This is a genomic window from Streptomyces sp. NBC_01498 (assembly GCF_036327775.1).
GTDB lineage: Bacteria > Actinomycetota > Actinomycetes > Streptomycetales > Streptomycetaceae > Streptomyces.
In genome coordinates this window covers 3093859-3116539 of the sequence record NZ_CP109598.1, presented here as the reverse complement: position 1 = coordinate 3116539, position 22681 = coordinate 3093859, and the positions used below count along the sequence as shown (strand labels likewise).

Sequence of the window (22681 nt, the reverse complement as noted above, 5' to 3'; positions counted from 1 at the left end):
TGATAGGGCGGTGGGGGTTCGTGAGGCGGGTGGAACACCGGCCTCCGCCCCACCGGGACTGAGGCGGGTGGGACGCCGGTCTCCGCCCCACCGGGACGGGATTGTCAGACCCTGCCCCCACAATGGATCCCGACGTCGGCATCCGGACCCGATCCCGGTCCGGATGCCGTTGCGCGCGACTCGGAGGCGGTGACGGCGCATGACCGTATGGGACGACCTGGTCGGGCAGGACCGCGTCGGCGAGACGCTCTCCGCCGCCGCACGGGACGCGGACGCCCGGGTCACGGCGGAGGCGTCGGGCACCGAACCGCCCGAGGCGACGAAGATGACGCACGCGTGGCTCTTCACCGGTCCGCCGGGCTCCGGCCGTTCCACCGCCGCGCGGGCCTTCGCCGCCGCCCTCCAGTGCACCAGCCCGGACCGGGCGCTGGGCGGGATGCCCGGCTGCGGATTCTGCGACGGCTGCCACACCAGCCTGATCGGTACGCACGCGGACGTCGAGGTGATCCGTACCGATCTGCTCTCCATCGGCGTCAAGGACACCCGGGAACTGGTCCGCCGGGCCCAGCTCTCCCCGGCCGTCGGCCGCTGGCAGGTCATCGTCCTCGAAGACGCGGACCGGCTCACCGAGGGCGCGGGCAACGTGCTGCTGAAGGCCGTCGAGGAGCCCGCGCCCCGTACGGTCTGGCTGCTCTGCGCCCCCTCTTTGGAAGACGTCCTGCCCACGATCCGTTCGCGCTGCCGGCATCTCACACTCCGTACGCCTCCTGTGGACGCCGTCGCCGACGTCCTGATCAGACGTGACGGCATCGAGCCGGAGGCCGCCGCTGCCGCCGCCCGCGCCACCCAGGGGCACATCGGGCGCGCCCGCCGTCTCGCCACCGACCAGCGGGCCCGCGCCCGCCGGGCCACCGTCCTGAAGGTCCCGCTCCGCGTCGACGACATCGGCGGCTGCCTCCGGGCCGCGCAGGAACTCATCGACGCGGCGGGGGAGGACTCCAAACAGGTCTCCGAGGACGTGGACGTCAAGGAGACCGAGGACATGAAGGCGGCCCTCGGCGCGTCGCCTGGCGGCCGGATGCCGCGCGGCACGGCGGGCGTCATGAAGGACCTGGCGGACCGGCAGAAGCGCCGTTCCACCCGTACGCAGCGCGACAGCCTCGATCTGGCGCTCACCGATCTGACGGGCTTCTACCGGGACGTCCTGGTGATCCAGTTCGGCTCGCGGACCGGCCTGGCCAACGACGACGTAAGGGACGCGCTCGACCGGGTGGCGAGAGCGTCGACGCCGGAGGCGACACTGCGCCGGATAGAGGCGATCGTGGCCTGCCGTCAGGCGCTCGACCGCAATGTGGCGCCGCTGCTGGCGGTGGAGGCGATGACGGTGTCCCTGCGGGCCGGCTGAGCCCGCGCCCGTACACCGTGAGGTCACCTCCCGGTGCGGGGTCACCCTTACGGACAGAGAAGAGGGACACCGCCCCAGCGGCGGCTAGGCTCCTCGAATGGACCCCAGGCGTCTTCTCCGTCTCTCCACGGCCGGACTGGTCACGGCCGTGCTGCTCGTCTCCGGCTGTTCGTCCGGTGACGAGCCGGGCGGGGCGTCGCCGACGTCCGGGGCACCGACCGAGCTGACCAAGTACTACGGGCAGAAGATCGACTGGCGTGGGTGCGACGTCCCCGGCTTCCAGTGCGCCACTTTGCGGGCGCCGCTCGACTACGACAAGCCGGACGGCGCCGAGATCGAACTCGCCGTCGCACGCAAGAAGGCCACCGGCCCCGGCAAACGCCTGGGCTCCCTCCAGGTCAACCCGGGCGGCCCCGGCGGCTCGGCCATCGACTACCTCCACGGGTACGCGGGCATCGGCTACCCGGCGCCGGTCCGCGCCCGCTACGACATGGTGGCGATCGACCCTCGCGGCGTCGCCCGCAGCGAGCCCGTCGAATGCCTCACGGGCGAGGAGATGGACGCGTACACCCAGGTCGACCAGACCCCGGACGACGCCGCCGAGACGGCGCGCCTGGCGGCCTCCTTCAGGAAGCTCGCGGAGGGCTGCGGGAAGCGCGCGGCCGAGACACTCCCGCACGTCTCCACCGTCGAGGCCGCCCGCGACATGGACATCTTCCGCTCCGCGCTCGGCGACCCGAAGCTGGCGTACGTCGGGGCGTCGTACGGCACCTTCCTCGGCGCCACGTACGCCGAGCTGTTCCCCACCCGCGTCGGCCGCCTCGTCCTCGACGGCGCCATGGACCCGTCCCTGCCGGCCGTCGAGATGAACCGCGACCAGACGGCGGGCTTCGACACCGCCTTCACCGCGTTCGCCGAGGACTGCGTCACGCATCCGGACTGCCCCCTGGGCACCGTGTCGGCCGACGACGCGAGCGCCCGTATGCGCTCCTTCTTCGACACCCTGGACACCGCGCCGGTCCCGGCGGGCGACCCCCGTGAGCTGGGCGAGTCCCTGGCCACCTTCGGTGTGATCAACGCCATGTACGACGAGTCCGGCTGGCCCGGCCTCCGCGAGTCCCTCAGCAGCGCGATGGAGGGCGACGGCTCCGGGCTCCTCGCCCTGGCCGACAGCTACTACGAACGCGAGGACGACGGCTCGTACACGAACCTCATGTACGCCAACGCCGCCGTCAACTGCCTGGACCTCCCGCCCGCCTTCACCACCCCCGCCGAGGTCGAACGCGCGGTGCCCTCCTTCGAGGAGGCGTCCCCGGTCTTCGGCAGAACCCTCGCCTGGGCCTCCCTGAACTGCGCCTACTGGCCGACGGAGCCGACGGGCACCCCGCACCGCATCGAGGCGAAGGGCGCACCCCCCATCCTCGTCGTGGGCACCACCCGCGACCCGGCGACCCCCTACAAGTGGGCCCGCTCCCTCGCGGACCAACTCGCCTCCGGCGTCCTCCTGACCTACGACGGCGACGGCCACACGGCCTACGGCCGCGGCAGCGACTGCGTCGACACGGCGATCAACACCTACCTCCTCGAAGCCACCCCACCGAAGCCCGGCAAGCGCTGCTGACCCCACCCCTCCCCACCTCCGGCCCGGTCCGGGGCACCCCTGAGAACCCTGTAGACTTAGCGCCGCTGCTGATGCGAACCTGACCACGCACGGACAGGACAATTCCGCAGCTTGCCGCCTTAGCTCAGTTGGCCAGAGCAACGCACTCGTAATGCGTAGGTCTCGGGTTCGAATCCCGAAGGCGGCTCTGTGAAGGCCCCAGAACTCACTCGCCGTGATCTGGGGCTTTTGCTTTTGGCGGATACGACGACGGGCCCGGCGCGGGCCGGTCCGCCCCGACGGCGGCGGGTCCGGCCGACCTGGGTGTGGCGCGGGATCTCGATGATGGTCACCAGGTCGACCCCGAGTCCGTTCAGGATCGTGTCGGCGGTGCGTAGAGGCTGTTGCGGATACGGCGGATTTCCCGGAGCGGGCTCCGGGGGGCGTTGGCGTGACCGCGCGTCGGGCGGATTCGTCGAAGGGGCAGAGGGATCTTGAGGAGGGACGGGACCAGGACGACCCCGAACCTCCGGCGGGTGGCGAGTGGTTGTCAGGGCCACTCGACCCCGAAGCTCCGGCGGGTGGCGGCTGGTTGTCAGGACCACTGGTACCCGATCGCGTGTCAGGGGGTGCTGACGAACGCGCGCGGGGTTGGCCATGACGCACCCCGAGGCGGCGGAATGTCAGGAATCTGCTTTCACCGCGAGGACCGGGCACGGCGAATCCAGGAGGATCCGCTGTGCCGAGGATCCCAGGAGGAGCTTGCCGACCGTGCTGCGGTGCCTCAGCCCGATCACCACCAGGGAGATCTCGGACGACTCCGCCAGCTCGACGATCTCCTCGGCGGCATCGCGCCCGCCGATCACCTGGCGTATGTCGAAGTCGACACCCAGTTCGGTCAGGTCCCGTCGGACCTGGTCGAGGTCTCGCTGCTGTGCGAAACCGCGGTCGACGTACGCGTCGCCCCGCGAGGTGTTGATCACCAGCAGGGTCTCGCCCCGGGTGCGCGCCTCGTCGACTCCCGCGCGCAGGGCCGCTTCTCCTTCCGGCGAGGGCACGTATCCAACCAGTACCGTCATGGCTGCCCCTTTCAGTTCTGTCGCTCGGCGAGCGGACGCACGATGTACCGGCGGACCAGCGGCCACAGCAGGACGAGCACGATCACCGTGTAGATCACATAGGACACCGGTCCGCCCAGCAGACCGGACAGTTCGCCGCCCGACAGCTGAAGAGACCTCCGGCCCTGCAGTTCCGCGCGGGGGCCGAGGATGACGCCGACGATCAGCGGTAGTACCGGCAGTCCGAATCTCCGCATGCCGAAACCGATCAGTCCCAGCGTCAGGAGGAGGAACAGGTCCAAGGGCTGGGCATTGACCGCGTAGGCACCCATCGACGCGAAGAACACAATCCCCGCGTACAGATAGGAGCGCGGTATCCGCAGCAGCCTGGCCCAGACAGGGGCGAGCGGCAGATTCAGCAGGAGCAGCAGCAGGTTGCCGATGAACAGGCTGGCGATCAGCGCCCAGACAAGCCCCGACTCGCGTTCGAACAGCAGCGGGCCGGGCTGGATGCCGTACGACTGGAATGCCGCGAGCATCACCGCGGCGGTCGCGTTCGTCGGCAGCCCGATGGCGAGCATCGGCACCAGGGTGCCCGCCGCGGACGCGTTGTTCGCCGCTTCCGGGCCGGCGACTCCCTCGATCGCCCCCTTGCCGAACTGCTCGGGGTACTTGGTCAGCTTTCTCTCTGTGGCGTACGACAGGAACGTGGGTATCTCCGCGCCGCCGGCCGGCATGGCCCCGAAGGGAAAGCCCAAGGCGGTGCCGCGCAGCCATGGCTTCCAGGACCGTTTCCAGTCCTCGCGGCCCATCCACGGCACGCCGACGGGGATCACTCCCGCGGATTGACGCCGCAGATGCGCCGCCACCCAGAGGGCCTCGCCGACGGCGAAGATGCCGACGGCGACCACCACCACATCAATGCCGTCGGCGAGCTGGGGGACACCGAAGGTGAGCCGCTGCTGCCCGGAGACCGAGTCGATTCCGACAATGCCGATCACCAGTCCGACGACCAGCGAGGCGAACCCACGAACGCGGGACGAGCCGAGTACCGCGGTGACCGCGATGAAGGAGAGCAGCATGATCGCGAAGTAGTCGGGTGCACCGAGGCCGACCGCGAAATCCACCACGAGCGGGGCGACGAGCACCAGCAGCAGAGTGCCGATCGTTCCGGCGACGAAGGATCCGATCGCCGCGGTGGCGAGCGCCTGCGCCGCCCGGCCGGCCTTCGCCATCTTGTTGCCCTCGATGGCCGTGACGACAGAGGCCGATTCGCCGGGTGTATTCAGCAGGATCGAGGTGGTGGAACCGCCGTACATGCCTCCGTAGAAGATGCCGGCGAACATGATGAATGCCTGGGTCGGCTCCATTCCGTACGTCACGGGCAGCAGCAGAGCCACGGTCATGGCCGGGCCGATGCCGGGCAGGACCCCGACCGCCGTGCCGATGGTGACGCCGATCAGCGCCAGCAGAAGGTTCATCGGGGTGACGACGTGCGCGAACCCCTCAAGCAGATGGTTCAGGTTGTCCATCACAGGATTCCTTGCAGCACGCCGGCCGGGAGATTGACGCCGAGCCCGATCGCGAAGGTGTAGAAGGTGGTCAGCGACAGCGCCACCGCGATCGCCAGATTGCGGATGTAGTGCCGGTTGCCCAGCGCGAAGGCTGTTCCCCAGAACAGGAGGGCCCCGCTGATCACCCAGCCGAGGGGTTCGATCAACACCGCGTTGACGACGAACGCGCCGATCAACATCAGAACGGTCCGCCAGTCGACCGGATTCGTCAGGTCGACGTCCTCACCGGCCTCCGGTTCGGCGCGACCGCCCCGCGCGACATCGACGGTGTACACCAGGGCGATCACCAGGAGCAGCACGCCGAGGAGCACGGGTATCGGGCGCGGCCCGACGGGGTCGGTGCTGCTCGTCGAGTGCGCGATACCGGCGGCGTCGACGATCACCAACACGCCCAGCAGGGCGAGGAACGCGCACACGCCGTACTGTGCGCGGTCCCCGCCGGGGGACCGGCGGGAACCCGAGTCGGTGTCCGCGTTGACGTCCAGGCTCATGCCAGACCGAGCTCTGCGAGGATGTCGGCGACAGCCCTGTCCTGGTCCCTCAGGAAGGTGGCGAACTCGTCGCCCGGCATGAAGGCGTCGGTCCAGCCGTGCTTGGTCAGCTCGGCCTTCCACTCCGCGGAGTCGTGCATCGCCGTGAGCGAGTCGACCCAGACCTTCGTGTCGGCGGTGCTGATGCCGGGCGGGGCGACGATTCCGCGCCAGTTGGTGAAGACCATGTCGATGCCGGAGGACTTCAGCGTCGGAGCATCCTTGAGGGCTTCTATCGGCTTCTCGCTGGTCACCGCGAGCACCCGCACCTGACCCGCCTCGATCTGGTCGAGGAACTCACCGAAACCGCTGACACCGAAGGCGATCTTGTTACCGAGGATCGCCGGGAGCAGCTCACCACCGCCGTCGTAACCTATGTAGTTGACCTTTTTCGGCTCGATGCCGACCGACTTGGCGAGCTGCATCGGAAGCAGGTGGTCCGGTCCGCCGAGCGACGAGCCGCCGCCGACAGCGACGTTCTTCGGGTCGTTCTTCCAGGCCGTGACGAGATCGTTGATCGTCTTGTACGGAGAGTTCTTGGGCACGACGACGGCGCCCGCCTCCTCCACCATCTTGGCGAGCGGCGTGGTCTGCGAGAGCGTCGCCTTCGACTTCGAGGTGTACGCGGCGCCGACGACTCCCAGCCCCATCTGCATGGCGAGCTTGCCGTTGCCCTTTTCGTTCACCGTGCGCTGTAGACCGACCGTGCCGCCGGCGCCCGGAAGGTTGAACACCTGAATACCGGACGCGATCTTGGCGTCTTCCATCACCTTGGCCGCTGTCCGCGCCGTGGTGTCGTACCCCCCGCCCGGGGTGTTGGGGACCATGATCCGCAGGTCGGTGACGGGCCCGTCGCTCTTGCTCGTCTCCTTCTTCTCCGCGGTGGCACCGCAGGCGCCCACCGCGAGCATGGACATGGCGGCCAGGGCACTGACGACAGCGGTTCTTCGAGTTCTCATGGCTTGTCTCTTTCTCTTCCGGCAGTCGGAGGCCATGATTGTGCGACTCGCCGGATACCACGTCTGTGTTGTGTCGGCATTGAAGATTGAGTTAATTGTGGTCGTCACATTCCGCCGCCATACCCTCGCGGGCGAGCTGTTGGTACTCCAGCTCGCCATCGTCGTCGTGGTGCTGCTGGCGGTCGCCGCCGTCTCGCTGGCCCAGTCGGAAGCGACCTTCGACCGCGTCGAAGGACGCCGTGTCACCGCGCTGGCCGAGCAGCTGGCCGGCAACCCCTTGGTGTCCAGCCAGCTCGGCCGGCCGGCGCCGGGCGAGACGCTCGCCCCGCTCGTCCAGGCCACCCGGACTCAGTCCGTCGTCACCTCCGTGACGGTCGCCGACAGCCGCGGCAGGATCGTCAGCTCCACGAATCCCACGCTGATCGGTACGCGGTTGTCGCTCGGCCCCGGCGTCGCCGAGGCCCGCGGCTGGTCGGGCGAGCTGGTCCTGGACGGTGTCCACCAGCTGGTGGCCCAGGTGCCGGTGCTCAAATCGGCTCAACCCGATCTCGGCCGGCATCTCGGCATGGTGATGATCGGTGAGTCGTCACCGACGATCTGGCAGCGGCTGAGTGGCGCGTCGTCGTACCTGCTCGCCTACCTCGGCATCGCGAGCGGGCTCGGCCTGATCGGATCGTGGCTGCTGGCCCGGCGTACCAAACGCCAGACCCTCGGTCTGGAGCCACGCGAGATCGCGGGGCTCGCCGAGCATCGCGAGGCGATGCTGTACGGGATCGCGGAGGGCGTGATCGCCCTCGACCCGCAGTTCCGGCTCACACTGGTGAACGATGTCGGCAGGCGGTTGCTCGACCTGCCCGAGCACTGTGTGGGGATGAGTCTGGCCGACCTCCGGATCGAGGGCCGACTGCACGACGTGCTCGCCCGGTCTCCCGGTGACACGGCCGAGCGGCGCGACGAGGTCGTCATACGCCGGGGCCGGGTGCTGGTGATGAACCGGATGACCGTCACCAAGGACGGCCGCCGGCTCGGCTCGGTCACGACCTTGCGGGACCGCACCGAACTGGCGCAGCTGGAACGCGAGATCGGATCATTCCGCAGCTCCGCGGAGCTGCTGCGCGCGCAGGCCCACGAGTTCGCCAATCAGCTGCACACGATTTCCGGGCTGATCCAGATCGGTAAGCACGACGAGGTGGTGCGGTATGTCCGCGCGCTCAGCCGGCACCGCCAGTCGCTGGACCTGACCCTGACCAGACGGGTCCGGGACATGGCTGTCGGTGCTCTGCTGATGGCGAAGTCCTCGCTCGCGGCCGAACGGAAGGTCGTGCTGCGCATATCGGAGCACACGGCGCTCGGCCGGCTGGCGCCGGAGGACTCGGTGGACGTGGCGACGGTGATCGGCAACCTCGTCGACAACGCCGTCGACGCCGCGGTCGCGGGCGACGACGCCCACGATGCCTGGGTGGAGGTCGAATTGCGGCAGGACGCGTCCAGCGTGGAGATCGTGGTGCGCGACTCGGGCCCCGGCGTGGCGCCCGAGCTCGCCCAGGAAGTCTTCTCGCACGGCTTCACCACGAAGGCTGCCCAAGAGGGGGAGCGCGGCATCGGGCTGGCGCTCACCCGGCTCGTCTGCGAGCGCCGCGGCGGCGAGATCGCGGTTACCAACACGCCCGACGGCGCCATGTTCACCGCGAGGATGTCCGTCGGCAACCTGGCCGGCGCGATACCGGAAGGAGCCTCCTGATGATCGACGTACTGATCGTCGACGACGACTTCATGGTGGCAAGCGTGCACCAGACCTTCGTCGAACGCGTCGATCCCTTCCGGGTCGTCGGCACGGCGAACACCGGCGAGCAGGCGATCAAGGCTGTCGGCGAACTGCTCCCCGACCTGGTCCTGCTCGACCTCTATCTTCCGGACATGTTCGGCCTGGACGTCATTCCACGCCTGCGAATCGCCGGGCACGACTGTGACGTCATGGTGATCAGCGCCTCGCGCGAGGTCGACGCGGTCCGCCGCTCCGTCCGCCAGGGGGTGGTCAACTACCTGCTGAAGCCGTTCGAATTCGACGACCTGCGTCCCCGCCTGGAGCGGTACGCCTCCCGGCGCGACAGCCTGCTCACCACAGTCGTCCGAGGCCAGGCCGACGTGGACCGGGTCCTGACCGGGGCCGGCTGGCCGACATCGAGTGTCGCGCTGCCGAAGGGCATGAGCGTGGAGACCGCGGACCTGATCGAACGCACACTGGGCGGTACCGACGGAACGCTGTCCGCCGCCGAGTGCGCGGCCCGCGCCGGTATCTCCCGGGTCAGCGCCCGCCGTTACCTCGAACACTTCCACGACACCGGCCGCGCCGAGGTGTCCTTGCGGTATGGGGTCGCCGGCAGGCCCGAGCGCCGCTACGGCTGGCGCACCTGAACCGGCTCTCGCCGGTCCCGCGCGCGTGGGAGAGTCCGGCCGCGACGCGTCGGCCCCCGGGGTGGGGTCCCCGGGGGCCGGAAGAGCAACTGCGTCTTGCCGCGGGTCAGTTGGCGTTCACCAGGTCGTGGGCCGGGACTTGGACCGTGCGGGCGCCCGGTTTGCCGCCCAGGGTGATCTTGCGGAGTGCGCTGTTGTTCGTGTGGCTCGTTTCCTTGAGGCGGTTCTCCGGGTTGGCGAGGACCTGGATGTAGTAGGTGCCGTTGGGGAGGTTGGTGATGTCGAAGGACTGGCCCGGGAGGTCCTGGGTGTATGTGTCGCCGGAGCCGACGTCGAGGACCTCGCGGACCGAGATGGAGTTCTCCTGGCCGCACGCCGTGGCCAGGTCGGTGTTGCCCGGGTGCCAGTTGGCGTTGTCCACCGTGTAGTCGACCGCGTCCGTGTTGGCCAGGCAGAACGCCTCCTTGCCGCTGCGGACCTGCTCCTTCTGGTCAGCCTTCAGCAGCCGGTAGCTGGCGAAGTCCGTGAAGTGCCAGTGCTCGTGCCCCGGGCGCGGGTCCCATTCCATGGTGCCGGTCGGGGTGTAGCCGACCTGGGTGCCGTCCGCGGCGTAGAAGTACTGGTAGGCGTCCATGAGTTCCTTGCCGGGACTGCGGAAGCCGTCCACGACCAGCTGCGCGGGGCCCGCGTTCCAGACGTTCGCGCTGAAGGCGAGGTAGTCCTTGCCCTTGACGTCCTGGTCGCCGTCGCTGATCCGGATGCCGTACGCGGGCAGTGAGCGCAGGTCCGGCTTCGGTACGTCCGGGACCGCCGCCCGGCCGGTCGGGCGCCGGTCGTTGGGCGCGGCGGCCGGTGCCTGGCGGGAGCCGTCCGTACGGCCCGGCCCGTCACCCACGGGTGCCACCGCCGTCCGCAGCGACGCCTTCTTCAGCGCCCACGGCAGGGCCGGCGGGGCCGGGATCAGCGGGCCGTGACCCACGTTGTACGAGGGGCCCGCCCCGCTCGTCGGGGCGGCCGGGGCCTTCGGACGCGTCATGCCGTGCCCCGTGTGCCCGGTCATGGCGTGGCCGCTGTGGGCGCTCCGGAGCGCGGCGCCCTCGGTCTCCTCCCAACTGCGCTCGCGCACCGTCACCTTGATGAGCAGCGGCTTGCTGGAGATGCCGAAGAGATCCCGGTACCGCTTGGCCACCGTCACCTTCGCGACGTACTTCCCCGCGGCGAGCCTGACCGGCGCCGAGGCGTAACCGGCGTACGTGTTGGACGCCCAGCCCTTCTCGACGCCCCACACCGAGCCGAGGGTGAACGGGTTCTCCGGGCAGCTCTCCGGGTACGTCGACTTCGACGGGCCGTCCGGGTCGATGCGGCCGGCCGCGTTGTTCGGGCAGTACTTCTCCGTCCGGGTGGCCACGACCTTCCGGTTCGTGTCGGTGACGGAGATCTCGGCGAAGCCCGGCAGCCCCGAGAAGTCCTTCACCAGCCCCGCCGGAAGCGCCCTGGTGGTGGTCGTGCCCCCGTTGCGCAGGACCTGTTGGACGACGAGCGGGTCCTTGTACGAGGCGCGCTTCACCCGGAGTTCGAAGGGGCCGCCCTCGGACGTGAGGTAGGTGCCGAGGTCGAGATAGACGCCCGGGTCCTCCTTCCAGGAGTCGAGCGTCAGCGAGTCGGACGCGGCGATCAGGCTGAGCCTGGGCATCGCCGGCGCCGGTTCGCCCTCGGGCGCGGCGGCCACGACACCGGTGGTCACGGCCAGCGCCGCGGCGGCGGCCGTCACCGAACGCCGGAGCCGGGCATGAGTCGTACTGGTCATCTTTCCCCGTCTTCCCTGTTTTCCGAGTGCTTGCGGACTGCGTGGGATCCCCGTCCCCCGAAGTGAGAGCGCGGGCCGGGGCCGCCGGTTGCCTCCGGGCCGCGGGGAGCCGCATCGTTGGCCGAAAGGCGCCGGAAAATGCCGGATCGGGACGACTTTGGGGTAATTCGGGGTGGCGACTGTCCGGAAGGGGTAGGGGCCGGTTCCGGACAGTGACTCGCCCGCCGGGCTACCTCAGCCGGGCCGTGAGGGTGGCGCCGTGCGTGTGATGGGTCAGGGCCTCGACGCGGGTGCCGGCGTGGGTGTGGCGGACGCGTACGCCGTCGTCCGACGACACCGCCCGCAGCCACCGGCCGCGCAGGGTGAGGGAGACGGTGCGCCGCCTCGTCGTCGGGTCGGACAGGGCGACGGTGACCGTGCCGTCGGGGGATGTCCGTACGAGAACCGACGCGGGGCCGTCGATGGACAGGGGGCCCGCGTGGTGGGTGCCGGGCGTGAAGGTGTTGGCGGCGAGGAGGGCCAGGCCGTGGTGTTCGACGGCCTGGACACGGGACGTGTTGGCCAGCACCTTCAGGGGGTGGCGAGTGCTCTGATACGCCGTCAACTGTCGCTCCGTGGAGTGCGGTACGAGCGCGTAGGCCGTCGACAGCGTTCGCGCGCCCGCCGGTTGATCGAGTGACAGGGTGAACACCCGTTTCGTGACCGGGGTGTCGGGATTCGCCGTACGGACGACGCGTCGGCTCCGGGTGACCGTGTCGAGCGTCACCGTGGGGAGGACGCCACCGTGACCCCGCCCGTCCAGGAATACGTACCCGATCGCGAGGCCCTGCCCGGCGTCCGCGTACCGCAGCCAGGACACCGGGCCCGGAGCCGTACCGTTTCTCCCGGACTCCCCGCCCGGCCAGGCGCCGCCGTTCCGCAGCCGGCCCGTGACCGTGACCGGGTCCGACGGGGCCGCGATCCGGGTGTCCAGTGTCGTCGTCACCGCCCGCCCCGCCGGGTCGCCGACCCCAGCCGCCAGCACCACGATCTCGTCGTCGCACATGAACCAGGACTTGGTGGCGGTGGCGTTCCGGTAGGCGGTGAAGTCGTCCGGCAGCTCGCCCGCCCGCTTCGCGGCGTACGCGGCGTCGTCGCCGAGCACGAGGCAGGCCGTGCCGTACGCGCCCAGACTCGCGCCCCCCGAAAGGGAGTTGGTGCCGCGCGGGAAGTAGACGTACGTGTTCTGCGACTCGGACGACGACGTGAAGCCGCGCTCCGGGTTGTCGTACCAGGCGGTGCCGTACAGCTCGGGGATCGTCCGGCGCGGCTCCACCGGCGCGGTCACCCCGGCCAGCCGGTACGGCGAGACGGTGACGTAGTGGTCGAGGCCGAAGGCGAGCGTCTGGTCCTGGCCCGCGAGGTACAGCTGGTGCGCCCCGTCGCCCTGGAACCACGGCATCAGGTTCTCGCCGCTCATGTACTCGTACTTGCTGATCCGGTCCGAGCCGCGCGACAGCGTGAACGCCCAGCCGGGCCGCCGGTGCACCGTCCGGTCCATCGCGTTGAACGCGGTGTGGCTCGCGGCCTCCCCGAGGTCCCGGGCCGGCACGGACGGGTCGGCGAGGATGTCGGCGTACCGCGCGACGCTGACCGGGGAGACGAACACGGCCGGGTCGAGTGCGGCCTTCGAGGTCTCCCGTACGTACTTCACCCACCCCGCGAGGGCCGTGGCGTCCGGCCCTGTCGCGTGTCCCGAGAGGTCGACCACGGCCTCCACGACGGCGGCGACGTCCGAGTAGCCGCTCGCCGGGCGCGACACCCCGCGCCCCTTGACGGCCTCCATCATCCAGCCCTCGAAGACGACCGGCGCGAAGCCGCCGGCCACCCAGCCCTGGACGACGGCGACCAGGCCGGCGGTGTCGGTCAGGCCGGTGCCTTCGAGGACCTTGACGGTCTGGACGGCGCGGGTGAGCAGGACCTTTCCATAAGAACCGGTGTACGCGACCGAGGCGTGCTGGATGAAGGAGCCGTCGGCGTAGAAGCCGTCCGTGACGCCGTGCCGGGGCTCGTACGGGTCGACCGTCGCGTACACGGTGAGCTGGTCGGCGACGGCCTTGGTGACGCGCGCGTCGTCGCCGGTGACCGCGCCCTGGAGGATGCGGTTGGCGGTGATGTCGGCGAGGTTGGCGCCGGTGTGGAAACGCGAGTCGAGGTCGACGTCGCCGTCCTCGCCGTTGCGCAAGTAGGCGTCCATGGAGGCGATGTAACGGCCCGTCAGATCAGGCCGCCGGGAGCCCAGTTCGTCCTTCAGCAGGACGAGGGTCCGGCTCACGCTCGTGGAGATGCCGATCTCCCAGTGGAACCAGTTGCCGTAGTAGCCCGTCGACTGGTCGCCGTAGTAGGTGTCGTGGAGCAGCGCCAGGGCGTCGACCACGCGGCGCCGGGCGTCCACGACGTCCAGGGCGCCGGGGAGGCCGGGGACGCGGGTGGCGAGGGCGATCTCGTACAGGTACTGGTACGAGGCGTTGAGGTTCGTGTCGCTCGTGCCGAGCGGGACGCCCTTGAACAGCTCGCCGGGGCCCGCGCCGTCCAGCGCGGCGAGGCGGGTGCGGGCGGTGGCGGCGAGGGCGGCGAGTTTGGCGGCGGCCTCGGGGCGGGCGTTGGACTCGGCGGTGCCAGCGAAGATCGCCAGGGTGTTGGCGAGGAGCACGGGGTGATGGGCGCGGGGGCCGATCGGGGGGCGGCCGGCGGCGCGGGCGCGCAGGGGAGCGGCCAGGGCGAGCAGCGCGGAGGCGGGGAGCGTGGTCAGCAGGGTGCGGCGCGAGAGCGGCAAGGGACTCTCCAGACTCGGTTATTGGTTCGACGTCCGGTGGCCGGTTCGGCAGGCTCTCCTCATGGAACCTCATTTCTGGCCCCTGTACGGCCTGCGGATCACCACGCCCCGCCTTGAGCTGCGGCTTCCCGATCTGACGCGGCTGTCCGAGCTGGCGGCGGTCGCCGCCGCCGGGGTGCACGACGAGGACCGGATGCCGTTCTCCGTGCCGTGGACCGACGCGAGCCCGGAGGAGCGGGGACGGGCGACGTTCCAGCATGTGCTCGGCACCGTGGCCCACTGGTCGCCCGGCGCCTGGACGCTGAGCCTGGCCGTGATCCACGAGGACCAGGTGGTCGGGCGCCAGGATCTGACCGCGACGGACTTCGCGGTGACGGGCGAGGCGCAGTCGGGCTCGTGGCTGGGGCGCGCGTACCAGGGGCGCGGCATCGGTACGGAGATGCGGGCGGCCCTGCTGCATCTGGCGTTCGAGGGGCTGGGGGCGCGCTGCCTGACATCGGGCGCGATGACCGACAACGCGGCGTCGCTGCGGGTGTCGGAGAAGCTCGGTTACCGCCCGGACGGGCTGGAGGTGGTGTCCGTACGGGGCGAGGCCCGTACGCAGCGGCGGCTGCGCCTGGAGCGCGCGGACTGGGAGGCGCACCGCACGGTGCCGGTCGAACTCCACGGGCTGGAGCCGTCGTTGGCGCTGTTCGGGGTGTGACCGTCGGGGTGCCTGGGTGCCTGGGTGCCTGGGGGCGGGGGCCTTGGTGGCGGGCGCCGGGGGCGGGTGCCGGGGGGCGGGCGCGCCCGGGTCGGGGGCGTACCCCTTGTGCGGGCGGGGAGTTGTGCGACCGGGGGTTTGTGTCCCAGGTGCGGCTGGGGAGTTGTGCGGCTGGGAGTGCCTACCCCCTGTGCGGCTGGGGAGTTGTGCGACGGGGTTCGTACCCCGGGTGCGGCCAGGGCCCCGCCCTGGCCGCACCGGGTGCTCCGTGTCAGTCCGCCGTCGGGAGCCCCGCGCGGACCTCGCGGGCCGCCGCGACCAGGTTCTCCAGCGACGTACGGACCTCCGGCCAGCCGCGCGTCTTGAGACCGCAGTCCGGGTTCACCCACAGCCGCTCGGCCGGGATCGCGTCAAGTCCCTTGCGCAGCAGGGCCGTTGCCTCCGCCGCACTCGGCACGCGCGGCGAGTGGATGTCGTACACGCCCGGTCCCGCCTCACGCGGGTAACCGTGCGCGGCGAGTTCGTCCGCGACCTGCATGTGCGAGCGGGCCGCCTCCAGGCTGATCACGTCCGCGTCGAGATCGTCGATGGCCTGGACGATGTCGCCGAACTCCGCGTAGCACATGTGCGTGTGGATCTGCGTGTCCGGCCGGACGCCGGCGGTGGTCAGCCGGAACGACTCGGTCGCCCACGCCAGATACGCGGCGCGGCCGTCCGCGCGCAGCGGGAGCGTCTCACGCAGCGCCGGTTCGTCCACCTGGATCACGGACGTACCCGCGCCCTCCAGGTCGTCCACCTCGTCGCGCAGCGCGAGCGCCACCTGGCGGGCGGTGTCGCCGAGCGGCTGGTCGTCCCGGACGAAGGACCAGGCGAGCATCGTGACGGGCCCGGTGAGCATCCCCTTGACGGGGCGGTCGGTGAGCGACTGCGCGTACGACGTCCAGCGCACCGTCATCGGCTCCGGGCGCGAGATGTCCCCGGCGAGGACCGGGGGACGTACGTAACGGGTTCCGTACGACTGCACCCAGCCGTGCCGCGTGGCGACGTACCCGTTCAGCTGCTCGGCGAAGTACTGGACCATGTCGTTGCGTTCGGGTTCGCCGTGCACCAGGACGTCGAGGCCGGCCTTCTCCTGGAACGAGACGACGTCGCGGATCTCCTCCTTGATCCGGTCCTCGTACGCGGCGGTGCCGATCCGCCCGGCGCGCAGGTCCGCGCGGGCGGTGCGCAGCTCCGTGGTCTGCGGGAAGGACCCGATGGTGGTCGTGGGCAGCGGCGGCAGCCCCAGATGCGCCCGCTGGGCGGCGGTCCGTTCCTCGTACGGCTGCGAACGGCGCGCGTCCGCGTCGGTGACGGCCGCCGCGCGGGCGCGCACGGCCGGGTCGCGGGTCAGGGGGGAGTTCGCGCGAGACGCGAGAGCGGCGCGGTTGGCGGCCAGTTCGGCGGCGATCGCGCCGGTGCCCCCGGCCAGGGCACGGGCCAGGGTGGCGACCTCGGTGCTCTTCTGGCGGGCGAAGGCGAGCCAGCGGGCGATCTCCGGGTCGATGTCCCGCTCTGCGCCCGCGTCGATGGGGACGTGCAGCAGGGAGCAGGACGGGGCGACATCGACGTGGCCGGCGAGGCCCAGCAGCGTGCCGAGGGTGGCGAGGGACTTCGTCAGGTCGTTGATCCAGATGTTGCGGCCGTCGACCACACCGGCGACCAGCCGCTTGCCGGGCACTCCGCCGACCGCCGCGAGACCGTCGAGGTTGGCGGCGGCCGGGCCGGTGAAGTCAAGAGCCAGGCCCTCGACGGGGGATTTGGCGAGCACCGGAAGGGCGTCGCCGAGGCGGTCGAAGTAGGAGGCCACCAGCAGTTTCGGCCGGTCGGTGGCGCCGCCCAGGTCGTGGTAGGCGCGGGCGGCGGCGGCCAGTTCCGCCGGGGTGCGGTCCTGCACGAGGGCGGGCTCGTCGAGCTGTACCCAGTCGGCGCCCGCCGCGCGCAGATCGGCGAGGATCTCCGCGTACACCGGGAGGAGCCGGTCGAGGAGGGTCAGCGGTTCGAAGCCCTCGGCGACGCCGGGGGCGGGCTTGGCCAGCAGCAGGTAGGTGACGGGGCCGAGCAGTACGGGCCGGGCGGTGAGGCCGAGGGCGAGGGCCTCCGTCAGCTCGGCGACCTGCCGGGTGGAGTCGGCGGTGAAGACGGTGTCGGGGCCGAGCTCGGGGACCAGGTAGTGGTAGTTCGTGTCGAACCACTTGGTCATCTCCAGCGGCGCCACGTCACGGGTGCCGCGCGCCATCGCGAAGTAGCCCTCCAGCGCGGCGTCCCGGGTGTCCTTCCCGGTGTCGTCCCCGGCGCCTTCCCGCGTGCCTTCCCGCGCATCTTCCCGCGTGCTTTTCCGCGTGTCGGCCGTGGTCGCCGCGCGGTGCCGTTCCGGGATCGCGCCGACCATCACGCTGGTGTCCAGGACGTGGTCGTAGTACGAGAAGTCGCCGGTCGGCACCTCGTGGACGCCGTCGGCGGTGAGCTGCTCCCAGTTCGCCCTGCGCAGCCCGGCGGCGGTCTCCCGCAGGGTGGCGGCGCTCATGGCGCCCTTCCAGTAGCGCTCGACGGCCTTCTTCAGTTCGCGGCCGGCACCCTGGCGGGGGTAGCCGTACACGGTGGCGCGTGCCGCCGCGGTCGTTGACTCGTCTGTCACGGAACTCTCCTTCGCGAGTGGTCCTCTGCGATCCCGGCGCGACGGGCGACGGATCGGAGACACGAAGGGGTACAGAACCGGACGGGCCCGTTCCGTACGCGTAGGTACGAACGCCCGACCGATATGTACGCCGACCCGCCCACGAGGTCACCGGGATCTCCGCGCGCGATCGGTCGCGCGCGGGCAACGGGCAGGTCTTCGGACTCGCGGGCACGTCCCGTATCGCGTGTCGCGTACGGGGCACCTACTGGCCGTCGCTTCCCAGGTCCGGCCGGACCCAGTGCTCATGACGGCGGTCGTTCCCACTCACCGCTGCGGGGCAGTCCCGGATTCCCACCGGGTTCCCTCTTACGACGTACCCGCCCGGAAGGACGGGGACGAACCAGCTGCGCCAACCAGCCTAGCGGTTGCCCGCCGGCTCCCTCGAACCGTCACGAGACATTCATGGACGGTTCAAACCGCCAGCTTCCTGGTCGAGTTCGTACAGCGCGAGAGTCCGATACCTCCTTGACACCCCTATTGGTCTAAGCCAACATCCGATTGGCCTGTACCAAGTCCCCGAGCGGTTCCCGGCCGGCCGCCGAGCGATGCGCCTTCGGAGGAACCGCATGGAGCCGAGCAGCCGCACGAGCAGCCTGACGAGCGAGGCGACGAGCAGCGTGACCAGCAGTGCGACGACGAGCAGCGCGGCGACGAGCAGCGTGACCAGCAGTGCGACGACGAGCAGCGCGGCGACGAGCAGCGCAACGACCGGCGGCGCGACGAGTAGTCGGTCGAGCGGGCCGACGGGCGGATCGGCGAGCAGCTCGACTACCGGCGGTGGGGGCGGGGGCGGCGGGGCCGGGCCCGTGGGCAATCTCGTGAGCAGTCCCGTGAGCAGTCCCGTGAGCAGTCCCGCGAGCACTCGCCATCGGCAGCTCACGCGTCTCGCGGGGGCCGTGCTCCAGCCCGGATTCGTGGGCACGACCGTGCCCGACTGGGTCCGCCGGGCCATCGCCGACGGCCTCACCTCCGTCGTCCTCTTCGGCCGGAACATCGTCGACCCCGAACAGGTCGCCCGCCTCACCGCCGAACTGCGGGCCGAGAACCGCGACCTCGTCATCGCCATCGACGAGGAAGCCGGCGACGTGACCCGGCTCGAAGCCTGGACGGGCGCCTCCCGGCCGGGCAATCTCGCCCTCGGCGCCGTGGACGACGTGGAGCTGACCGAATCCGTCGCCCGTGACATCGGGCGTGAACTCCACGCCGCCGGGATCTCCCTCAACTACGCGCCCAGCGCCGACGTCAACTCCAACCCCCTCAACCCGGTGATCGGCGCCCGTTCCTTCGGCGCCCGTACGGACGTCGTCGCCCGGCACACCGCCGCCTGGGTGCGCGGGCTCCAGTCGGCGGGCGTCGCCGCCTGCGCCAAGCACTTCCCCGGCCACGGCGACACCTCGGTCGACTCCCACCACGGGCTGCCGCGCGTCTCGGCGAGCGCGGAGGAGATCGCCGCCGTCGCGCTGCCGCCGTTCGTCGCGGCGATGGAGGCGGGCGTACGCGTGGTGATGACCGCGCACCTGCTCGCCTCCGCGTACGACCCCGAACTGCCCGCCACCCTCAGCCCCCGCATCCTCGTGGACCTGCTCCGCGGTGAGCTGGGCTTCGACGGGCTGGTGGTGACCGACGGCATCGAGATGCGCGCGGTCACCGACCGTTACGGCATCGACGGCGCCACCGTACGGGCCGTCACCGGCGGGGCGGACGCGGTGTGCGTCGGCGGCGAGCACGCGGGCGAGGCCACGTTCGACCAGCTCACCGGTGCGCTGGTGGGGGCCGTACTGGACGGGACGCTGTCCGAGGCGCGGCTCGGGGAGGCAGCGGCGCGGGTCGGCGAGTTCGCCGCCTGGTCCGGCAGCCGTACGCGCGCCGTGACCGCCGACGCGGTCGCGTCCGACATCGGGCTGGTGGCCGCCCGGCGCGCGCTGCGCGTGGTGAGCGGGCGGGCCGGGGAGACCGTGCTGCCGCTCGTCGGCGCGCCCCACGTCGTGGAGCTGTCCCCGACGATGAACCTGGCCGTGGACGGGCAGACCCCGTGGGGCGTGGCGGCCCCGCTGAGCGACCTGCTGCCCGGTACGACCTCCGTACGGCTGACGGAGGCCGATCTGGCCGACTCCGGCGATCTGCTGGACCGCAAGGTGCTCGACCCGGCGGTGGCGCGCTCGCTGGTCGTGGTGGTGCGCGACGCGGCACGGCACGGCTGGATGTCGGCGGCGATGGCGCGGCTGCTGGGGAGCCGGCCGGACGCGGTGGTGGTGGAGATGGGCGTACCGAACGGCGCTGCGCCCGGCGCCGTGCACCTGATCACCCATGGCGCGACCCGGGTCTCTGGCCTGGCGGCGGCGGAGTTCTTGACGGGGCGCGGCTGAGAGGCGCGCGGGGCGGGCGGGGCGCCGGAGACCCTGAGGTCTCCGGCGCCCCCTGCTCCGAGTTCCGACGGTGCTGACGGTGCCGACGGTGCCGAGGGGCAGTCCTGCGGTGTGCAGTCCCGCCGGTGTGAAGTCCTGCGGTGCGGGCCCTACGGTGTGTCGTACGGCTGGGTGATCACTTCCAGGTAGTGACCCGACGGATCGAGGAAGTAGACCCCTCGGCCGCCGTGGTTGTGGTTGATCTCGCCGGGGAGCTTCCGGTGCGGATCGGCGAAGAAGTCGACCCCCGCGTCCTTGATCCGCGCGAAGATCCCGTCGAAGTCCTCTTCGGGTACCAGGAACGCGTAATGCTGCGGGGTGATGGACTCGGGAGCGGCGGTCGCGAAATCGAGGGTGACGCTGTTACCGGTGTCGACCGGAACGAAGGGGCCCCATTCGGTGCCGACTTCCAGATCCAGGATGTGCGCCAGAAACTCGGCGGAGGCCCGGTTGTCCCGGGAATGAACGATGGTGTGATTCAACTCGACTGACACGGTGGAATGCCTCCAGAGGCATCTCACGGGAACCTCCACGCCTCACCCGGCCGGTGACCGACGCGCGATGCCCACCCGGGATCGTAAATCGTTCCGGGCGCGGGGACCAACCCTCAATCGGCCGACCCGCGTGGCCGGTTCACTCCTGACCGGCTCAGGTGGCCGGTTCTCGCGTGTGGGCCGTTCGTACGCTCGTACCGGGCTCGTACCGGGCTCGTACCGGGCTCGTACCGGGCGCGTGGCCGGTTCTCGCGTGTGGTCCGTTCACGCGGGTGAACGGACTCGTGACCGGTTCGTTCGTGGTCGGCGTGCGCGTGACCGGCTCACTTGGCGTCCGAGTACCGCTCCACCACCGCCACGGTGAAGGGGAACCGCACCGGGGTCTCGCCGAACGCGATCCGGCCCGCCAGCTCGCCCGCCTCTCGGATCGCCGCCGCCACGTCCGCCGCCTCCCGCTCCGGGCAGTGCACGATCACCTCGTCGTGCTGGAAGAAGACCAGCTCGGCCCGCATCCCGGCGAGCGCGCCCCGCAGCGCCGCCAGCATCAGCAGCGCCCAGTCCGCCGCGCTGCCCTGCACCACGAAGTTCCGGGTGAAGCGCCCCCGTGCGCGGGCGTTCGAGGACGCGTACCCCGGCGTGAACCCGCCCTCGCCGCTCACCTCCTCACCCGCCCACGGGTCGCCGGGCGACGGACCGGCGGCCTCCTCGGAGAGGCCCGGTCCACCCGCGTCGCCGTCGTCCTCCCGGCCGGCCACCGGCGGACTCGTCCGGCCCAGCCACGTCCGTACGAGCCGGCCCTCCTCGCCCGCCCGCGCCGCCTCGTCGACATACGCGACGGCCTGCGGGAACCGTCGTCGCAGGGCGGCCAGATTCTTCAGACCGTCGCCCGAGGTCTGGCCGTACACCGCGCCCAGCAGCGCGAGCTTGGCCTGGGCGCGGTCGCCGGAGAACGCCCGGTCCGACAGCACCTGGTACAGGTCGTCGTCGTGCCCGGCGACCTCCATCAGCCCCCGGTCGCGGGAGATCGCGGCCAGCACCCGGGGCTCCATCTGGTCGGCGTCGGCCACCACCAGCCGCCAGCCCTCGTCGGCGACCACCGCCGCCCGTATCACCCGGGGGATCTGCAAGGCGCCGCCGCCGTTGGTCGTCCAGCGGCCGGAGACCGTACCGCCGGGCAGATATTCCGGCCGGAAGCGGCCGTCCCGCACCCAGTCCTGGAGCCAGCTCCAGCCGTGCGCCGTCCAGATGCGATACAGCTTCTTGTACTCGATCAGCGGAGCCACCGCCGGATGGTCGATCTCCGCCAGCTCCCACCGCCGCGTCGACCTCACCGCGAACCCGGCCCGGCCGAACGCCTTCACCACGTCCGCCGGCAGATCCGGTCGAACCCGCCGCCCGAACGCCGCCGAGACCTGGTCGGCCAGCTCGGCCAGCCGCCGGGGCTCGCCCCCGCCCGCGTACCGCTCGCCCAGCAGCTCCTCCAGCAGAGCCCGGTGCACATCCGCCCGCCACGGCAGCCCCGCCTCGTGCATCTCGGCCGCCACCAGCATCCCCGCCGACTCCGCCGCCGTCAGCAACCGCATCCGCCCCGGATGCTCCGCCCGGTCGTGCCGGCGCTGCTGCTCCGCGTACACCTCCAGCAGCCCCTCGAACGGGATGTCCGTGCCCGCCCGCGGTTCGAAGAGCGCGGACTGCGAACCCGGCTCGGCGGCACGCTGGCGCGGATCCGCCGGTACGGGCCGCCGCCGCAGCCGCGCCCACGCGGCGGCGGCCGACCGGGGCTCCCCGAGCCGCCCCTCGTGGCCGAGCAGCAGCAGCTCCGCCGCCTCGACGTCGTAACACCGCTCCACCCGCACCCCGGCGGCCAGCAGCCGGGGCGCCTGCTCGGCGGTGGACCGCCACACCCACCGCGTGACCTCCGGCAGCCGGGCCCGGACCGCCTCGGCGAGATCGGGCTCCCGCAGCACGGGGCCGACAGGGCGCGCGTCCGCGCCCAGCGGCGCGAGCCACGCGCCGCCGCCCTCCGCCGGGGCCAGGGCCCACCGTCCGATCACGCGTCCGAGTCTCGCAGCCGGGTCTGACAACGGGCGGGAGCCGGACCGGCCCGCGCGGAACATTCGAGAGGCGGACCGGGCCGCGCACAGGGACCATTGAACGTATCCATATCTGTTCGTACGGACTGAATCGTGACGAATGA

16 protein-coding genes, 1 tRNA gene and 1 riboswitch are annotated in these 22681 nt (G+C 71.3%); of the genes, 7 read left to right on the top strand and 10 right to left on the bottom strand.

All coding sequences use genetic code 11. The annotated features are described in order from the left end of the window. Positions 1-199: 199 nt before the first annotated feature. The 3 genes from OG875_RS13155 (at position 200) to OG875_RS13145 (ending at position 3213) form a co-directional block, all read left to right on the top strand. Positions 200-1405, top strand: coding sequence for a DNA polymerase III subunit delta' (locus OG875_RS13155; protein WP_330174403.1), 1206 nt, complete (start codon positions 200-202; stop codon positions 1403-1405). Between the two features lie 97 nt (positions 1406-1502). Continuing rightward, positions 1503-3026, top strand: coding sequence for an alpha/beta hydrolase (locus tag OG875_RS13150; RefSeq protein ID WP_330174402.1), 1524 nt, complete (start codon positions 1503-1505; stop codon positions 3024-3026). 113 nt (positions 3027-3139) lie between these two features. Then, positions 3140-3213, top strand: a tRNA-Thr gene (locus tag OG875_RS13145). 475 nt (positions 3214-3688) lie between these two features. Here OG875_RS13145 and OG875_RS13140 read toward each other — a convergent pair. Genes OG875_RS13140 through OG875_RS13125 form a run of 4 tightly spaced genes read right to left on the bottom strand, consistent with a single transcriptional unit; the run spans position 3689 to position 7126 of the window. Continuing rightward, positions 3689-4084, bottom strand: a complete 396-nt coding sequence (locus OG875_RS13140; RefSeq protein ID WP_330174401.1) for a universal stress protein — start codon at positions 4082-4084, stop codon at positions 3689-3691. Positions 4085-4095: 11 nt separating this feature from the next. Next, positions 4096-5595, bottom strand: coding sequence for a tripartite tricarboxylate transporter permease (locus OG875_RS13135; protein WP_330174400.1), 1500 nt, complete (start codon positions 5593-5595; stop codon positions 4096-4098). After that, positions 5595-6128 carry a tripartite tricarboxylate transporter TctB family protein gene (locus tag OG875_RS13130; RefSeq protein ID WP_330174399.1) on the bottom strand — a complete coding sequence of 178 codons (534 nt, stop codon included), beginning with the start codon at positions 6126-6128 and terminating at the stop codon, positions 5595-5597. The genes OG875_RS13135 and OG875_RS13130 overlap by 1 nt, the downstream gene beginning before the upstream one ends. Further along, positions 6125-7126: a Bug family tripartite tricarboxylate transporter substrate binding protein gene (locus OG875_RS13125; protein WP_330174398.1), complete on the bottom strand. Its 1002-nt coding sequence runs from the start codon at positions 7124-7126 to the stop codon at positions 6125-6127. Before OG875_RS13125 ends, OG875_RS13130 begins: the two co-directional genes overlap by 4 nt. Positions 7127-7223: 97 nt before the next feature. On the opposite strand from OG875_RS13125, the gene OG875_RS13120 reads away from it, so the two are divergent. Both OG875_RS13120 and OG875_RS13115 read left to right on the top strand, forming a co-directional pair. After that, positions 7224-8867: a sensor histidine kinase gene (locus OG875_RS13120; RefSeq protein WP_330174397.1), complete on the top strand. Its 1644-nt coding sequence runs from the start codon at positions 7224-7226 to the stop codon at positions 8865-8867. After that, a complete protein-coding gene (locus OG875_RS13115; RefSeq protein ID WP_330174396.1) occupies positions 8867-9541 on the top strand; it encodes a response regulator in 675 nt (224 codons plus the stop codon). Before OG875_RS13120 ends, OG875_RS13115 begins: the two co-directional genes overlap by 1 nt. 106 nt (positions 9542-9647) lie before the next feature. Here the strand turns inward: OG875_RS13115 and OG875_RS13110 are convergent, their stop codons facing one another. Both OG875_RS13110 and OG875_RS13105 read right to left on the bottom strand, forming a co-directional pair. Further along, the gene (locus OG875_RS13110; protein ID WP_330174395.1) at positions 9648-11348 is read right to left on the bottom strand and encodes a lysyl oxidase family protein; all 1701 of its coding nucleotides are present in this window, start codon (positions 11346-11348) and stop codon (positions 9648-9650) included. Between the two features lie 229 nt (positions 11349-11577). Further along, a complete protein-coding gene (locus OG875_RS13105; RefSeq protein WP_330174394.1) occupies positions 11578-14163 on the bottom strand; it encodes a polysaccharide lyase family 8 super-sandwich domain-containing protein in 2586 nt (861 codons plus the stop codon). Between the two features lie 61 nt (positions 14164-14224). On the opposite strand from OG875_RS13105, the gene OG875_RS13100 reads away from it, so the two are divergent. Then, positions 14225-14866 (top strand): GNAT family N-acetyltransferase, encoded by a 642-nt coding sequence (locus OG875_RS13100; RefSeq protein ID WP_330174393.1) that lies wholly within the window; start codon positions 14225-14227, stop codon positions 14864-14866. Positions 14867-15137: 271 nt separating this feature from the next. Here OG875_RS13100 and metE read toward each other — a convergent pair whose 3' ends face one another. After that, positions 15138-17543: a 5-methyltetrahydropteroyltriglutamate--homocysteine S-methyltransferase gene (gene metE / locus OG875_RS13095; protein ID WP_330174392.1), complete on the bottom strand. Its 2406-nt coding sequence runs from the start codon at positions 17541-17543 to the stop codon at positions 15138-15140. Positions 17544-17715: 172 nt separating this feature from the next. Continuing rightward, positions 17716-17945, bottom strand: a riboswitch (cobalamin riboswitch). A 40-nt stretch (positions 17946-17985) separates the two neighbouring features. Next, a complete protein-coding gene (locus tag OG875_RS13090) occupies positions 17986-18447 on the bottom strand; it encodes a hypothetical protein (protein ID WP_330174391.1) in 462 nt (153 codons plus the stop codon). 34 nt (positions 18448-18481) lie between these two features. Between OG875_RS13090 and OG875_RS13085 the strand changes: the two genes are divergently transcribed. After that, positions 18482-19951 carry a glycoside hydrolase family 3 protein gene (locus tag OG875_RS13085; protein WP_330174390.1) on the top strand — a complete coding sequence of 490 codons (1470 nt, stop codon included), beginning with the start codon at positions 18482-18484 and terminating at the stop codon, positions 19949-19951. A gap of 149 nt (positions 19952-20100) precedes the next feature. Here the strand turns inward: OG875_RS13085 and OG875_RS13080 are convergent, their stop codons facing one another. Together OG875_RS13080 and OG875_RS13075 are read right to left on the bottom strand one after the other, a co-directional pair. Beyond that, the gene (locus OG875_RS13080; protein WP_330174389.1) at positions 20101-20484 is read right to left on the bottom strand and encodes a VOC family protein; all 384 of its coding nucleotides are present in this window, start codon (positions 20482-20484) and stop codon (positions 20101-20103) included. 323 nt (positions 20485-20807) lie between these two features. Continuing rightward, complete coding sequence (locus tag OG875_RS13075) at positions 20808-22538, bottom strand: bifunctional 3'-5' exonuclease/DNA polymerase (protein ID WP_330174388.1); 1731 nt, start codon at positions 22536-22538, stop codon at positions 20808-20810. Positions 22539-22681 lie beyond the last annotated feature (143 nt).